Origin of the sequence: Asticcacaulis aquihabitans, assembly GCF_032490435.1 — a bacterium.
Taxonomy (GTDB): domain Bacteria; phylum Pseudomonadota; class Alphaproteobacteria; order Caulobacterales; family Caulobacteraceae; genus Asticcacaulis.
On the sequence record NZ_JAVGWM010000001.1, the window covers coordinates 1,131,402 to 1,147,748 of the forward strand.

Here is a 16,347-nt window from a genome sequence, read left to right on the forward strand (position 1 = left end):
GTCTGCGTCACCTCCAACATCAAAAAGACCTCTATTGACGCAAGGAAACAGGCAGTTGCACCAAATATCCCTTGGCGCGCAGCCGATCCAATAGATCGCCTTTAATCAGCACGCTTACCGGCAATATCATGACGCTTCGCTTCGTGTTCCCCAGGGCGCGCTCGATCATCGCAACCGTATCGCTTCCGCTGCGGTCTCTGAAATCCTTGGCCAGGTCGTCATCTTCCATGCACTGCGGCGCTGTATTGCCGGCATAGACGGCTTTGAGTCCGGCGAGATTCCCTGTCGCCCAGTCCGCTGTCAGGCGATTCATGGTCCTGGCGTCGAACTCTATGCCATCAAGCGTCGTGGCGAAACAGTGCCGGCCTTCGGCATCTGTCGCCCGGCTTATTCTTTTCAGGAGTGGCGATATTTTGTATGTGGCGATATGCTCCACCTTGACCTTGTGCCGCTTCGCCAGCTTCAGGATGGCATTGATCACGTCAGAATCGGTGTATCCGCTTATGCTGGAAACAGCGGCCCGAAAACGCAAGGCCGCCCAAATCGCCGTGTCGTTCGCATATCTTGCCGGCTCGATCCCATATTTCGAAGAAAGCGCCAAGAATCTCGCATAGTCTTCGGGCGCCGTGACATCACGTAAGGTCTGCCCCGGCTTCAGCCGTCTGGAAGAGAGATACTGAAACATCGCTCCGACGCGTCCCTTCGCCTCGGGCGGCAGGTAGACAGTTTGGGCTCCGGTCAGAATGGTGTCGATGCGCTTTTGATCGAACTGTGGATTCGCAGTTGTCACCGACAGCACGCCAATAATCCAGACAACCCCATCACCCTTAGTGACCTTCCAAAGCGCAGGCCCCTTGTATTGGCCAGTAACGACGACTTCGGTGGTTGACCACATGTCATCCGGGGGCGAAGGCCTGTCCTCGGCATAGGCGGCATGACTCCAGAAAAAAACGGTGAGCAGGGCGCTGGCAAACCAGACGCGCGTATCTCTAAACATCAAACCAATACCCTATACTACCGAACGACGAGGATCGCACTACGGTTGCACATGATAGATTCACACGCAAGCATTGATTTCGACGGATCTGCCTGCTGTGGAGGCTGCATGAGCCTACCCCTCCCCCGAAGACTTCGCTGCGTCACCTCCCTGGAATGGCGAGATGACACGGCCACGGGATGATCATTAAAACCCTTCGGCCCCGTAGACCACCTTGCCGCCAACCATGGTCAGCCGCACCTGCGTCCCGCCGATCTCCTCGGGCTTGATCTTGAACAGGTTGCGATCAAGCACGATCAGGTCGGCCAGTTTGCCCACCTCGATCGATCCGGTCCGGTCTTCCTGACGCAGGCTATAGGCGGCATTGAAGGTGATAGCCCGCACGGCCTGCGCCACGGTCAGGCCTGGATCGATCCCCAACCGTCCGGGATATTTGACCGCATCGTCGCCAATCGCCGTGCGCGTCACCGCGATTTGAAGCGCCAGCCATTCGTTTAGCGCATCGACCGGCCAGTCCGATCCGTAAACGATCCGCGCGCCATTGATTTCCAACAGCGCTGCCGGTTCCATCAGCGCGGCGCGCACGGGCCCCAGGGCCGGTTTTGACTGATCTATATCGACCGACGGCCGCTCCCATTGAAACGACAGGACCGGCAAGGCGCCAACCTCGGCGAAGCGGGGGAAATCATCGGAATGGACAATTTCGTCATGGGCTATGGCGGGGCGGATATCCTCGCCCGGATGGACCTTGCGCATCGCCGCCACCGCGTTCAAGCCCTGGCGCACCGATCCGTCGCCATCGGCGTGCATGTGCGGATTGAGCCCCACCGCTGCCAACCGCACCAGGGTATCCTGCAACTGGTCGTCCGTGAAAAACGGCTTCGGCCCGCGATTGTGACCGGGTCGGCCATGCTCGAAATAGGGTTGGATCATCATCGCCGAATAGGCGGGCGCGGAATAGACGCCGTCCAGAAACAGCTTGGCCGTATCGACCGTCATTCCGGGCGCCGCGCCGACACCTGGGCGATCGAATTCCGCCTTTTGCCGCAGAACCTCCGCGACCGCCTTGCCCGCGTCATAGCCTTCCGGCGAATCGATCAGCACGGCGAAATGCCCCCGCGCCGTAAGCCCACCTTCGCGCACCACGGTGCGATAGGCCGTCAGGGTTTCAATGTCGGTATAGGCATCGAGGAAGCTCGTAATGCCTTGCTCTCGCATGGCCTTGAGCGCCAGTTGCGTCGCCTTGTAATTCATTTCGACCGAAGGCGCCGGGATAAGCTTGTCTATCAAGTCCTGAGCCGCTTCCTGCAACAGACCGGTCGGTTCCCCCGATGCATCGCGCACGATCGTGCCGTCCTTGGGATCGGGCGTGTCGCGCGTAATCCCCGCCAGCTTGAGCCCCCGCGTATTCGTCAGGTCGGAATGGCCAAAGGAGGAATGCACCTTGATCGGGCGGGTCGTACGCACCCCATCAAGCGCCGCCCGCGTCAGCACCGTGCCCTCCGGCTTCGCGCCTTGCTCGAACCAGTTGATGACGATCAGCCAATCGTCCGGCCCCGCCGTCTTGTCGTCATCGGCGCATTTTTGAATGCGTGCCTGAAATTCCGCCTGGGTCAGTGCGGCATAGTCGAGATTGCAGCCCAGCATCCTCAGCCCGCCGGCTTGCGGATGCATATGGCCGTCGATCAGGCCTGGCATCAACAGCCGCCCGCTCAGGTCCACCACCCGCGTCGCCTTGCCGATCCAGGCCTGCGCCCCGTCGTCGGCGCCGACATAGACGATCTGTCCGTCTCGGACCGCTACGGCTTCAGCCACACTGTCGGCTGCATCGACCGTATAGACATACCCATGCAGGAACACCGTGTCGGCTTTTTGAGGCTTGGCCTGCGCCGGCAGTGCAAGGGCCAGAAGTGCAGGTGCGAGTCCGGCAAACGCCAAAAGCGCAAAACGCGAGGCTTTCATATCGTTTCTTTCCGCTGTCGTTTTTTGGTGAGGATCACGCTATACGAGTCCCGCGTCAGCCGACAAAGGAAATCGCCCAAATGACCCAGACGGATTCGGTAATCTCGATCCAGAAGCTGAACAAGACCTATAAGGGGGGCTACCAGGCGCTGAAATCCATCGATCTCGATATCCGGCGCGGTGAAATCTTCGCCCTGCTCGGCCCAAATGGCGCGGGCAAGACGACCCTGATCGGCGTGGTGTGCGGACTGGTGCGCATGACCGGCGGCACCGTGATTGCCGACGGCCACGACATTACCCGCGATTACCGCAAGGCGCGCGCCAAGATCGGACTGGTGCCCCAGGAACTGGCCACCGATATGTTCGAAACTGTCTGGCATACGGTCAGCTTTTCGCGCGGCCTGTTCGGCATGGCGCCCAACCCAAAGCATATCGAACAGGTTCTGAAAGACCTGTCGCTGTGGGACAAGAAGGACAACAAGATCGCCACCTTGTCCGGCGGCATGAAGCGGCGCGTCCTGATCGCCAAGGCCCTGTCACACGAACCGAAAATCCTGTTCCTGGATGAACCGACGGCGGGGGTCGATGTCGAACTGCGCCGCGACATGTGGACTTTGGTCGGGCGCCTGCGCGACCAGGGGGTGACCATTATCCTGACCACCCACTATATCGAAGAAGCCGAAATGATGGCCGACCGTATCGGCGTCATCAACAAGGGCGAAATCATTCTGGTCGAAGACAAGCACGCCCTGATGCGAAAGCTGGGCCAGACGCGCGTAACCATCGGTCTGAAGGAAAAACGTGATGCGCCGCCGAACCTGGATCAACCGCTTGAGCTGTCCGGCGACGGCATGACCCTCACCCTTAACCTGCACGGCGAAGGGGACGCCGAAGACACCGGCGTTGCGGATGTGCTGAAAGCCCTAATGGCCGCCGGCATCGATTTCAAGACGGTCCACGCCGAACGGTCGTCGCTCGAAGACATCTTTGTCGGTCTGGTGGAGACACGCCAATGAACATGCACGCCGTCCGCGCCATCTACATGTTCGAACTGAGCCGCACCTGGCGGACCCTGTTCCAGAGCATCGCCGCCCCTGTGCTGTCGACTTCGCTGTATTTCATCGTCTTCGGCTCCGCCATCGGCAGCCGCATGACGGTAATCGACGGGGTCAGCTACGGCGCCTTTATCGTCCCGGGCCTGACCCTGCTGAGCATCCTGACCGAAAGCGTATCAAACGCCTCCTTCGGCATCTATCTGCCACGCTTTACCGGCACCATTTACGAACTCCTGTCCGCACCGGTTTCGGTGGTCGAGGCGCTTCTGGGCTATGTCGGGGCTGCCGCGACCAAGTCGATGATACTGGGGGCCATCATACTGGCCACCGCCCGCGTCTTCGTGCCCTATGATATCGAACACCCGCTTATGGCCCTGGTCTTCCTGGCCATGATTTCCCTCACCTTTTCGCTGTTCGGTTTCATTCTGGGTGTGTGGGCCGATGGCTTCGAAAAGCTTCAGGTCGTGCCGCTTCTGGTCATCACCCCCCTGACCTTCCTCGGCGGCACCTTCTATTCCATCAAGATGCTGCCCGCCATCTGGCAGCAGGTCACCCTGTTCAATCCGATCGTGTACCTGATCAACGGCTTCCGCTGGACATTCTACGGTAAGGCCGACGTCAATGTGTGGATTAGCTTCGGTATGACCTTCGCCTTTATGGCGATCTGCACGGCGATCATCGCCTGGATCTTCAAGACCGGCTACCGCCTGCGGTCCTGACAAAAAAGCGCCGGACCTGTTGAACGCAGGCCCGGCGCCAGGAAATGCTCGACCCATCTGCTGAGGTCCGCATAGAGGGATATCATCATCCGATAGGGGGGATTCGAAGACGACAGGCTGAGTTAACACACCTCTGGTTGCAAATCAATTAACGCCGCAACTTAATTTTCAAAAACAACTGTCTTCTTGTCCGGACGACTTCGGCGGTTCCTGCCGCCAAGGTCACCAATTCGATCGCGAACGCCCCACAACCTGTACAACAGATACGCTAAACGGGATGGCAACAAGCCATCGGATTGGTGAGCCCTATGCCTATGAACAGCCGCAATACAGGCGCAATTAAGCCGTAGGCAGACCGTTCCGAATAGGGCATAAGGAGGCAAATCAACGACATGTGCGAGCCTCCATGACCGCCGACCCGAACATGCCTGCAGCCTCATTTTCCCAAAAAACCAAAGCCTTTGCCAACGCCCTGTGGAACGCCGACGAAAAAACCCTGCGCTGGGTTCTGGGCGTCCTGATCGTCATTCTGGCCGGTTTGAACTTCGTCCGCGATCTGGACAATCCGCATCACGCCTTCTGGGACGAAAGCTATTACCTGACCTCGACCCAGCGCTATGTCGAAGATAAGGCACAATATGCCTCGCACCCGCCGCTTGGCTTCATGTTCATGGATGCGGGCGTCAAGGTCGGCAAGCTGTTCGGCATCAACAAGGATATCGACACCCACTTCCTGGGCGATACCAAGAAGATCGACTCACGCGTGGTCCCGAAAGGCTACGACTTCACGCCGATTCGCATGCCCTCGGCCTTGTTTTCGGTCGTCGCCGCCCTGCTCTTCTACCTGATCGTGCTGCGCCTGAGCGGCGAAGCCTTCGAAGCCTTTGTCTTCGCCCTGCTCTTCGTGTTCGAAAACGCCTATATCGTCCATTTTCGCGCCGCGCACCTGGACGCCTATCAGTTCACCTTTACCCTGGGCTCCATCCTGGTTTGGCTGTTCACCTTTGGCCGTGAGCCAAAACGTCCATTGGTAACGTACGCCCTGTTCGGGCTGTTGTGCGGCTTGAGCTTTATGGTCAAGGTCAACTCGCTTGTCATGCTGGCGCTCGGCGCGCTCAGCCTGATCCGCGCGGTTTGGGTGGACCGTTCACTGGCAAACTGGATTCGCCAGTTCTGGCGCGGCACCGCCGTCATCGGCGCCTTTGTAGCAACGGTCGCCGCCATCTTCACCCTGCATTTCGCCATCAACCCGAACCTGCCGGATTCGACAACCCGCGCGGGCCAGCGCGATCTGCGCGCCACCAGCCAGCCCTACAAGGACTATCTGATGGGCAAGCGCGCCCTCACGCCGGTGGTCCTGTGGGCCGCCACCAACGACTACTACCGCTATATGAAGTACGATTTTACCGGCGAGGTGAAGACCGAACCGAACGGGTCACAGCCGGCGCTCTGGCCCTTCATGGCCAAGGCGATAAATTACCGCTGGGATTTCGACGGCAAGAAGACGGCCTATGTCCAGATGGTGGGCAATCCCGTCAACTGGGGACTGGGTATTGTGGGCATAGCCGGCGCTCTGGTTCTTATTTTGCGCCGCCGCTTCGACAAGACCGAGACAGAGGTATCGCAGGATTACGACCGGCTGGAAGCGCTGTTTGCCATGTTCATGATCTTTTGGACCTTCCACATCTATCTCGGCCTGCATCGGGTCATGTACATCTACCACTATTTCATCGGCCTGGCCCTGAGCTTCCTGCTGATTTCGCTGGTCTTCAAGATTGTCTCGCGTCGGGTGCCGCTCATCGAAAAACACCGCTTCAGCATCCTGTGCACGCTGTCGGTCATCATCGCGTGCAGCTACCTCTTCTATGCGCCCCTGACCTATCATCAGTTTCTGACCCGGTCAGAATGCGAACTACGCAACATTCCGGTCACCTTGGTGATCTGTCAGCCGGCAAAAAAGAAAATCAAGGCGCCGCCGGTGCACACCGGGGTCGCCTCCCTGTAAAGCGTCACACCGCGATCCCCAGGTCGATGCTCGCCGTATAGCCCGCTGACAGGCTGCCCGACGGCGTGATCGTAGATGCCGCCAGCTGCGCCGCCGTGTCGTCGCCGAACACATTGTCCGTGGCGAAGGTGATCGCGTTCAGATTGGCGATCGATGCGCTGTAACCGCTGGCCGATGCGTAGAAGCTGGTAGCGAAGGTGCGGTCGAGCGCGAACTGGGTCGTCTTGATCTTGTTGGTATAGGCGGTCGCCGTCGACAGGCCGGTATAGACCTCGACGTGGATATGCGGCATCCGGCCGGAATAACAACCAGGAATTACGGTCACGAAGGTGACGTAGCCGTCCGCGTCGGTCACCTGAACCCCGCGCAAATAGTTCTGGTTGGTCACGGTGTAAAGGGAGTAGCGGCCGTCGTCGGTGCAGTGCCACAGGTAGATGGCATAGCCGGTAAGCGGCGTGCACCCCAGATTGGTGTTCACCAGGCGAATCTTCAGCGTCAACTGTGTGCCTGACGCGGTGCCGGAATAGCTGCCGATAGAGGTGCGGATGTCGCTGCGCACGATGCCGCTGAGGGTCAGGACGTTGACGATGGACCCCGATGCGGAATTCGACCCGTCGCCCGGATAGGGGCCGGCCGTTTCTTCCGGCAATGTGGTGCAGGTGCCGCTGGCCGAAGAACTGGATGAACTGCTCGACGACGAACTGCTGGACGAAGAACTGCCGGACGAAGAACTGGATGAAGATGAAGACGAACTCGATGACGTTCCGGTCGATACCGTCGCCGATACGCTTGACGATGATCCGTCACCGCCGCACGCCGACAGGGCGCTAGCCGATAGGGCGGACGCCCCCAGAAACCAAAGTGTCTTGCGCCGTGACGGCAGGGCCGAAACGATGAAATCCTGGAGTGAGCCCTCGTCCTTGTGGGCAGGTTCATTATCGTGATGATGCATGGTGTAGTCCCCGGAATTGCAATTGACACGCAATCGATAACCAGGGATTGCGGCAAAAAAGCCGTGAGCTTTGTGTCAGCTCCGTCACCCCTTTTCGGTCATGACATACTCTTTTTGCCGACGAGCCTACGTCCCGCACGGCAGGGCGACTTGGCAATCGAGCCCCAATTTTTCTTATACCAAACCCCAAATCTTATCGTTTGCGTTAATGGAATTTTCCCCGCTAAACCGTCTCCACCAAGGAGAACGCCATGAAAAAATATATAGCTTTTGGCGCCACTGTGCTGGTGCTGACAACGATGACGCCTGGCTTGGCGCAGGCGCAAACGGACCCCGACTGGACCGCGCCGGTCGCGCCGTTCCGCATTGCGGACAATGTCTATTATGTCGGCACCAAGGGGATCGGCGTCTATCTGATCGCTGCCAACCATGAGGCCATCCTGCTCGACGGGGGTCCGGAAGCCGCCGCGCCGCTGATCGAACAGAACATAAAAGCGCTGGGCTTCAAACTGAGCGACATCAAGATCATCATCAACACACACGCCCATCTCGACCATGCCGGCGGCATCGCCCGGCTCAAACGCGATACGGGTGCCACGGTCTACGCCTCGCCTGGCGATCGCTGGGCGCTGGAACACGGCACGCATGACGGAGACACCAACTATCCGACCGGCCATTTCCCGCCGGTGCATGTCGATCATGTGCTCAAGGATGGCCAAAGCGTCGCCCTCGGCGGGGTGCGCATGATGGCTACCTTCACACCCGGCCACACCCGGGGCTGCACCACTTGGTCGACGCAGGTGATCGCGCCGAACCGGGTGCTGAACGTCGTCTTTCCGTGCAGCCTGACGATCGGCGGCAATATTCTGGTTGGGAACAGGCGCTATCCCGGTATTGCCGGGGATTATGAACGCAGCTTCGCCCTTACCCGCGCGATGAAGGCCGATATTGTGCTGACCAACCACCCCGAAATGGCCGACGTGCTGGACCGCGAAGCCCGTGCGAAAGCCGGCCAGGCCAACGCCTTTGTCGATCCGCAACAACTGGGCCGGATCGCCGCTAACGCCCGCGCGGCCTTCGAAAAGGAGCGCGCCAAGGAGATGCGGCGCAAACGGTAGATTGCACCTTCCCTTGTGCCTTGGCTCATGTGTGTCATGCCCGTCATCGCTTTTCGGCCACGACATACCGTTTTTATTGACAAGGCGGGTTATGCGGGCATTCCTAAGGCATGACCTATTTAGACATCGCCGCGCGCGGCAAGAACACCCTGTGGCGATATATTGTGGCCTGGCCACTGGCGCTCGTATTCTGGCTGATTTTCGTTCTGCTGTTGCTGATGCCGGTCACGCTGATGCACCTGATCCGGCCGGAACAGTTGCAGGCTGAATCGGCGGGCGATCATCCCATCCTGTTCTTCGCCCTCCAGGGAGTCGTGTTCGCAGGGCTGATCGCCGGCTTCACCCTGGCGGCCCTGCTTATGCACCGCAAACGCTTTGCCGATCTATGTGGCAACTGGTCATGGCGCCAGGTCGGAATTGGCGCCGCCGTGTGGCTGGTCATGCTTATCGTCGGGACGATCATCGACTGGGGACTGGCGCCGAAGGGATTTACCTTTACCGCCGGCGGGCTAACGCCCGCCCTGGTCCTCACCACGGTCGTCTGCCTGGCGGTCCAAACCTTCGCGGAAGAATTTATCTTCCGCGGCTACCTGACCCAGAGTCTGCTGCTGGCAAGCAAGCAGCCGGTCATAGCGGCGGCAATCAGCGCGCTTGTCTTCGGCGCGCTGCATATTCCCAACGGCACGCCGCAGGCGGTAAACGCCACGGTCATGGGGTTCGTCCTCGCCCTCATCGCCATTCGCACCGGCAGCCTAGCGCTCGGCTGGGGCCTGCACTTCGTGAACAACCTCTTCGGCGCCGTCGTCGTCGTTTCAGCAAACGATGTGTTCAAGGGCACGCCTGCCCTCATTACCCAAAACACGCCGGACCTGTTGTGGGTGGATACCGCCTTCGGTCTGATTGCCCTGGCGGTGGTGGCTCTGCTGGTTTTCAAAGGCGACCGGCTTATCGCACCGGCAAATCAATATCCGAAATAAGCCGCTCGCCACCGTGGCGTGACAACTGCACCACCACGTCGATGAGCGAGGCGCAATAGCTCAGCGTCTCCAGGCGCGACAACTGCGTCCCCGACTGCATGACCATCAGCGCGATCTGTTCCAGCGCACCGGCGGGTGTATTGGCGTGGACCGTGGTGAACGAACCGGGGTGGCCGGTATTGATGGCGCGCAGGAAGGTGGTCGCTTCCTCGCCCCGAATTTCGCCGACGATGATACGGTCCGGCCGCAGGCGCAACGACGCCTGCATGAGGTCATTGATCGTGACGCGCGCCTCACCCATCTCGCCCTTGACGGCCACCAGACGCAGGCTGTTGGCATGGTTATCGGCAATTTCAGGCGTGTCTTCGACCAGGATAATGCGTTCATGCGCCGGAATGGTCTTGAGCATCGCGTTCAGGAACGTCGTCTTGCCGGAGGACGTGCCCCCCGAAATCAGGATCGTCTTGCGCGCCTGCACCGCCTCTTTCAGGAAGGCGATGGGGTGTTTGCGTGCATAGGTCAGATCGTCGTGCTTGCCCTTTCCGGCGATGTCGGGAATCGGTCCGCGGTCATAGGCGTCCAAAGACAAATCGACCATGCGATGGCGGCGAATGGCCATTGCCCAATGCTTGGCGGCGGGCGGCCCGACAAGCTGCACCCGTTCGCCACTGGGCAAGGACGCCGACAGAAGCGGGTTTTCGCGGTTGATGCCCTGATGCGCCACACGCGCGATCTGGGCCGCCAGACGTGCCAGAAGCACGTCATCGACCTCCGGCAGCAGGATGCGTTCCATATGGGGCCGGCCCGATATTTCGATCCATACCTCGCCCGGCTGGTTGACGAGAATTTCCGTCACATCGTCGCGCTCGAGGTACGGCAGGAACGGCCGCAAATAGGTCCGCAGATAGACACCGTCACCAAGGGGGGTGAAGTTGTTTTCGGGACTGTCTGCGGTCTTCACGGCTGCCATGGGACGCCTTACTGGTTGAAGTCGAGATCGCGCGCGGCGAAGACCTGGATCGGCGCGCCCTGAGGCACCTTGATCGTCGGCGGAATCTTGATGTCGTTTTGCAGGGCCTCGCCCATAATCCCCTGGGCGTCCTTCGACGTGCCAATGACGATGGTATTGTTCTTGTTGCCGCTGAGCGCGCTGGACAATCCATTGACGACGGACAGCAGCATGGCCGAACCGAACCGCTTGGCAAAATGGGTATCCACCTTGCCGGTCGCGCCCGCCTGCCCCAGATCGTCGGTGGCCGGCGACGCCAGTTGCACCGACAGTCCGTCGGGACGGATCAGGCGGTTCCAGATGATGAAGGCGCGGGTTTCCCCGCTGGTCAGTCCGGACTTATATTGACCGACCAGACGCGATCCACGAGGGATCAGGATGGTCGTGCCGTCGAAGGAGCGGATATCGCGCGACACGATGGCGCGCGTATAGCCCGGCAGATCGGAATTGATGGCGGTTTCCAGTACGGCCGGAATAACCGCGCCCTGTGGCACGACCTTGGACGGATCGCCGATCTTCCACGCCCGTTGCGACACGTCAGCGGTTTGCGATGCCATAAAGGCGTCGTTGGCATTGGCGGGCGGCTTCGCCGCGGCGGCGGCCTGGGCCTGAGCGGCGGCCTGGGCACCCGGGACGGAATTATCGACGATGAGAGCCGGCGCACGGGTAGCGTTCGGATCGACGGCCACCGGCGCAGGTGATTGTTGTGGGATCATCTGCGGCTGAGTCAGCAGGGCCGGTTGTTGCGGCTGGGGCTCGATGATGGGATTGACCGTTGGATCGATCGGCGGCAGGACGCTCGGCGCCGGCGGCTGTACCGGTTGCTGAACTGGCGGGGGCGGCATCTGGCGCTGAGGCGGCGGGCTCGACAGGCCAAGCCAGGTAATAGCGCCCAAACCCAGGACGCCGATGACTCCGGCAATGAGTACCAGACCGTCGTTCATGCTGCCCGTGCGCGCCACCTGCGGCATGGCCTGGGTGTTGGCGGCATCCAGTTCGTCGGCATCGATCTTCAGGCGCGGGTCATTGCCCGGCGGCAGGCGGGAACCGGCAACCATCTACTTGGCGCCTCCTTTGCGCGGCTTGGGTGACAGGGCATCGAGCCCCTGCACCACATAGGTATCGTTGTAAAGCACGGCCTTCATGTCGCCACGCCGCAAGACAAACCCCCGCGCCACCTGTTCGATGACGAAGTAGTCCCCGCGCGAGGCATAGTTGATAAGGCTTTCCGTATCGTCCGAATTCAGGGCGTAGACGGCGGGCGTCGTCACACCGGCCGCCCACTTCATGTAGGTCGAGGTGCCGTCATCGAAGACGCGCACGGGCACCAACTCGGTCGCGCCGGAATAGGTATAGGCCGCATTGCGCTTTTCCGGCACGGGCAGGAAGGCATTGGGGTCGGCCGCCGCCTTCGGACCCGCGTCGGGTGCGGCTGGCGCGGGCGGATAGCGGAAGCGCAGTTCGTAGGTCAGGCGTCCAGCGGCGCAGTCGGCCTTGGCCGCGGTGCGTAGCTCAAAATTGTAGTTCCGCTTGTCCGACACGACGGTCATGTTGGTATAGCCGCGTTCCGCCACCGCCTTGACGAACAACAGATTGCCCCGCTTGTTCGGCATGACCTGCCAGGCAGCGCTGTCGCCCACGCCGACATTTTCGACGCGTTCGTCGGGCGCCAGGGTGATCATGGTCTGGAAGTTCTGGCACCCTTCCAGTTTGACCACCGCTTTCGGATCGTAATCGAGGGTACGCAGGCGCGTGTCGGCCTCGTACTGCTGAGCGGACGCCATTGCCGGCACGAGCGCCAGAATCAGGGGAAAAGCAAATATCTTCATGGATTACTGACCCCTTTTGGGGTGGTGGGTGTCATGTTGACGACCGGCTGGCTGCGGAAGCGCTGGCCCAGGCCCTGAACGCGCGCAAAGCGGTCGGGGCTGGTCTGGCGGGCCTGCGGATCGTAGAGGCCAAGCGCCTCGGAACGGTTGATGGTCACATTGCCACCGGCCTGGGCGGCGATATCGGCGCTGCGGCTCATGGCCGACATCATCGGGGCGGTACGTTCGTAGGCGTCGGAAATGCTCCCGCCGCCCTGACGCGCCACAAGGGCGGCCGCGGCCTGCGATCCCTGAGGCGGATAGAGGCTGGCCGGAACCGGCGTATCCGTGGCTGATTTTTCGCGCAACGCTGCCTGCCAGTCGCGCACCAGCGAGGCCGCCACCCACATGAGGACGAACAGGAAGGCGGCATAGATCAGCGAGCCGATGAACAGAATGACCATTGGCTGCACCGCGACCACGGCGGCTTGCGGATCATTCCCGATGGCTTCGATCAACGGTGTGAACAGCATGAGCGCCGCCGTGCCGCCGAGTACCGTCAGCAGCGGGGCCAGGGCAAAGACCAGCGTCGTGCGCAGCCAGCCGTTGAACAGACCGCGCGTCTGCGGGAACAGGGCCAGGACGATGAAGATCGGCCCCAGGATCAATAGCAGATAGAGAACCAGCCGTGTCAGGATCAGAATGCCGAGCGTCGAGACAAGCAGGCACAGGCCTGACAGCCAGAACAGCTTTACCGGCATGGATTGCGGCAGGGTCATGACAACCTGTTGCGCGGCCGTGGTGGCGACCTTACCCGCATTGGCGCTATAGGCCGGGTCCAGCCGTTTGGCGATGTCCGCGAACTTGACGAACAGGCCGTCGAGGTTCTGGGCGAAGTTCATAACCGCACTGCCTTTTTGCCCAAGCAATGCCGCCGCCACCTCATCCGGGCCACCCATCATCAGGCCATAGAAGACGGCGTGATAGGCCGGCCAGAAGGTCACGAAGGTGAGGACCAGCACCATGGTCATGACACGCGGCGACAGCATGACCAGGGTCAGCCGCGTCCGTCCGGTCAGGAAGCCAATGGCAATCAGCGCAACATAGATGATGAGCAGCGCCTGCAAGGCCAGGCCAAATGCGCCACCGCTACCGAACAGACGGTCGTACCCGGTCTGGACCGCCGAATTGATATGGCAGTCCATGGCATAGAGCGACCCCGATACCGACGTCTCTCCGACCAGGGATATGGCGGGGCAATAGCTGGCCTGCAACATCAGTTCGCCCCCTCCTGCCGGCCCCTGCGGCCGATACCTTCAGGATAGGGCTGGCCAAGCAGATGCGGCCACCAGGCCTCCGGCGCGTCGCCGTACTGGGCGCGCAGATCGTCCAGTTGCCGCACGCTGGTCTCGCGCCCCGACAACAGGGTCAGGATATCGGGCATGGCCGACAGGTCGAGCCGCGCCACGACCGAATGGTTGCCGTGCTTGACCAGGAAGGCGCGCGCCTGGGGCGGCAAGGCGCGGATCAGGTCCAGTTCGTGTTCGGTCAGGCCAAATCCGTCGCAATAATCTTCGGCCTGGGCGCGCGGATTGGGCATGAATATCTGGGTAGCCGCCTGTTCGATGATGGCCGATGAAATGCGACTGTCCAGCGCATCGCGCGCCGACTGGGTGCCGAAGCCCAGTATGGCATTGCGCTTTCTCAGGGTCTTCATCCAGTTGCGGATGGCGGCGGCGAATACCTCGTCGTCCAGCGCCTTCCAGCCCTCATCGATGATGAGGATGGTCGGCGTGCCATCCAGCCGTTCTTCGACGCGCTGGAACAGGTACATCATGGTCGGCGTCCGCAAGACCGGCTCATTGAGCAGCTGGGTCATGTCGAAGCCGAGGGTCCGGGCTTCCATGTCCAGTTCGTCGTCGGCATTGTCGAACAGCCAGGCGTGCTCGCCCTCCCCCACCCACGGATTGAGACGCGCGGCCAGGTCGCCGTGCGTGGGACGGCGGACCCCGCCCAGCAGTTCGCGGAAGAAGCGCAGGCGACGATATTGCGGTTCCTGTTCGAAATTGGCGTCCACCGCCTCGGAGATGATTGCCTCTTCCTCGGAATTGAGCGGCAGGTCCGGGCGGTGCAGCAACTGGGCAATCAGGCTGCGCAAAAAGGCACGGTTGCCGGGGTTATCGGCCAGTTGCAGCGGATTGAAGCCCGTCGGTTCGCCGGGCCGCAGGGTGGCATAATGCCCGTCAATGGCGCGAATGAAGATTTCCGCGCCGCGATCCTTGTCGAACAAAACGGTGCGCGGACGAAACTTCTGCGCCTGGGCCGCCAGGAAGTTGAGCACCACCGTCTTGCCGGAGCCCGATGGCCCGATGACGGTGAAATTGCCCAGATCGGCCTTGTGGAAGTTGAAATAATAGGGCGTGCCGGACGAGGTTTCGAACACCGTGACCGCCTGCCCCCAATGGTTGCCTTCCGGCTGGCCGATGGGGAAACCGTGCAGCGAGGCGAACGACGCGTAAGCCCCGGTGCTGATGAGCGCCTTGCGCGCAATATAGCCTTCGTTGCCCGGGAACTGCGCCCAGAAGGCGGGCTCCAGATTGATGTCTTCACGCACCGCCACGGCGCCCAGATCGGCCAGCGCCGCCAGGCATTGCGCCGCCGCCGGATCAAGGGCGTCAATCGATTTGGCGCGCACCAGCAGGCTCATATGGTGCTCGCCCAAGCCCATGGCCCCGGTCGACAGATCGTCCTTGGCCGCCATCAGCCCCTGACGCAGCGACATCGCTTCTTCGTCGGCGGCGCGCATACGGCGCAGTGCCAGATTGATGCGTTCCAGGCCGATCTGACGATCGACAAAACCGAAGCTTTCGGTCAGGGTCATTTCGAACGGCAGGCGCAGGATGGCGTCGCACATGCCGGGCGTCGCCTGGGGCGGATAATCCTTGAGCGACAGGATCGCCGCGAAGTCCTTGCCATGGCCCAGGCTCGACTGCTCCATCGCCTCCAGCCCGAAGCTGATGCGGCGGTAAGGCAGGTAATTGCCCAGGTCCGTCGCCGGACGCAGCACCGGGCGCATCTCGCCGTTATAGATGGCCGACAACAGTTCCAGCGGTTCGGAACAGCGCCCGTTGGCGGTTTCGTATCCGCCCAGCACGCGCGGGCCATAGGCCTGCAACGCTGCGGTCAGGGCTTCGGTCGCTGCCTGCAATTCCTTGTGGTCGCGCGCCATGCCGGCGGCCTGGCTGTTTTCGCCCATGCCGCGCCCGAAGAGGTTGGCAAGGTTTTCGGCAACGCCGACCTTGCCCTTGGGGTTGCGGCGCACGATGGTGATGAACAGGTCGTTGACGAACAACTGGCGCGACGCCAGCTTGTCCTGCCACTTCTGTTGGATCAGGTTGCACACCGGATCGTCGAAGGTCGAATGCAGACCGACGCTGACCCGACGGCGAATGATGTGATGATAGAGGACGAAACGCGACGAGCCGATGGCGCGCAACGCGGCCGCCCGCACGATCTGGCGGTGATTGACCTCTTCGGTATCGGCCGTTTCGAAGGCAAATCCTTCGAGGTAGAGGGATTGCATCAACGCGCCATCGCGCAGCACGATCGTCCGGTCGTCGAGCAGCCGGTCATAGGGCAGCCGGTCGCCGACGCGCTGTTCCTTATCGAACCAGCGGGCGAAACCGCTCAATGTCTTGGGGCCATCGGCCATGGGCGAAACACTCAGGAGAAACAGACGTCAGGA

The 16,347-nt window shown here is 61.1% G+C and carries 13 protein-coding genes; 5 read left to right on the forward strand and 8 right to left on the reverse strand.

Translation table 11 applies throughout. The annotated features are described in order from the left end of the window. Positions 1 to 31: 31 nt before the first annotated feature. Positions 32 to 895 carry a TraB/GumN family protein gene (locus RCJ00_RS05390; protein WP_316220725.1) on the reverse strand — a complete coding sequence of 288 codons (864 nt, stop codon included), beginning with the start codon at positions 893 to 895 and terminating at the stop codon, positions 32 to 34. Positions 896 to 1,183: 288 nt separating this feature from the next. Further along, complete coding sequence (locus RCJ00_RS05395) at positions 1,184 to 2,959, reverse strand: amidohydrolase (protein ID WP_316220726.1); 1,776 nt, start codon at positions 2,957 to 2,959, stop codon at positions 1,184 to 1,186. Between the two features lie 80 nt (positions 2,960 to 3,039). Between RCJ00_RS05395 and RCJ00_RS05400 the strand changes: the two genes are divergently transcribed. From RCJ00_RS05400 to RCJ00_RS05410, 3 genes are all read left to right on the forward strand, one after another. Further along, entirely contained in the window at positions 3,040 to 3,975 is a 936-nt protein-coding gene (locus RCJ00_RS05400) for an ABC transporter ATP-binding protein (protein WP_316220727.1), read from the forward strand. Then, complete coding sequence (locus RCJ00_RS05405; RefSeq protein ID WP_023458079.1) at positions 3,972 to 4,733, forward strand: ABC transporter permease; 762 nt, start codon at positions 3,972 to 3,974, stop codon at positions 4,731 to 4,733. The genes RCJ00_RS05400 and RCJ00_RS05405 overlap by 4 nt, the downstream gene beginning before the upstream one ends. A 406-nt stretch (positions 4,734 to 5,139) precedes the next feature. Beyond that, the gene (locus RCJ00_RS05410) at positions 5,140 to 6,738 is read left to right on the forward strand and encodes a phospholipid carrier-dependent glycosyltransferase (protein WP_316220729.1); all 1,599 of its coding nucleotides are present in this window, start codon (positions 5,140 to 5,142) and stop codon (positions 6,736 to 6,738) included. A 4-nt stretch (positions 6,739 to 6,742) separates the two neighbouring features. Here RCJ00_RS05410 and RCJ00_RS05415 read toward each other — a convergent pair whose 3' ends face one another. Then, positions 6,743 to 7,690, reverse strand: coding sequence for a dioxygenase family protein (locus RCJ00_RS05415; RefSeq protein ID WP_316220730.1), 948 nt, complete (start codon positions 7,688 to 7,690; stop codon positions 6,743 to 6,745). A gap of 251 nt (positions 7,691 to 7,941) precedes the next feature. Between RCJ00_RS05415 and bla the strand changes: the two genes are divergently transcribed. Further along, on the forward strand, positions 7,942 to 8,808 hold the full coding sequence (gene bla, locus RCJ00_RS05420) for a subclass B3 metallo-beta-lactamase (protein ID WP_316220731.1): 867 nt from the start codon (positions 7,942 to 7,944) through the stop codon (positions 8,806 to 8,808). Positions 8,809 to 8,918: 110 nt separating this feature from the next. Beyond that, the gene (locus RCJ00_RS05425) at positions 8,919 to 9,785 is read left to right on the forward strand and encodes a CPBP family intramembrane glutamic endopeptidase (protein ID WP_316220732.1); all 867 of its coding nucleotides are present in this window, start codon (positions 8,919 to 8,921) and stop codon (positions 9,783 to 9,785) included. Here the strand turns inward: RCJ00_RS05425 and virB11 are convergent. From virB11 to RCJ00_RS05450, 5 genes are read right to left on the reverse strand one after another with little or no spacing between them, the layout of a single operon-like run. After that, on the reverse strand, positions 9,754 to 10,755 hold the full coding sequence (virB11, locus tag RCJ00_RS05430; RefSeq protein WP_316220734.1) for a P-type DNA transfer ATPase VirB11: 1,002 nt from the start codon (positions 10,753 to 10,755) through the stop codon (positions 9,754 to 9,756). The two genes, RCJ00_RS05425 and virB11, sit on opposite strands and share 32 nt — an antisense overlap. Before the next feature lie 8 nt (positions 10,756 to 10,763). Continuing rightward, the gene (gene virB10 / locus RCJ00_RS05435; RefSeq protein WP_316220735.1) at positions 10,764 to 11,852 is read right to left on the reverse strand and encodes a type IV secretion system protein VirB10; all 1,089 of its coding nucleotides are present in this window, start codon (positions 11,850 to 11,852) and stop codon (positions 10,764 to 10,766) included. Then, a complete protein-coding gene (locus tag RCJ00_RS05440; RefSeq protein ID WP_316220736.1) occupies positions 11,853 to 12,623 on the reverse strand; it encodes a TrbG/VirB9 family P-type conjugative transfer protein in 771 nt (256 codons plus the stop codon). Continuing rightward, on the reverse strand, positions 12,620 to 13,879 hold the full coding sequence (locus RCJ00_RS05445) for a TrbL/VirB6 family protein (RefSeq protein ID WP_316220738.1): 1,260 nt from the start codon (positions 13,877 to 13,879) through the stop codon (positions 12,620 to 12,622). Before RCJ00_RS05445 ends, RCJ00_RS05440 begins: the two co-directional genes overlap by 4 nt. Beyond that, entirely contained in the window at positions 13,879 to 16,314 is a 2,436-nt protein-coding gene (locus RCJ00_RS05450; RefSeq protein ID WP_316220740.1) for a VirB4 family type IV secretion/conjugal transfer ATPase, read from the reverse strand. Before RCJ00_RS05450 ends, RCJ00_RS05445 begins: the two co-directional genes overlap by 1 nt. Positions 16,315 to 16,347 lie beyond the last annotated feature (33 nt).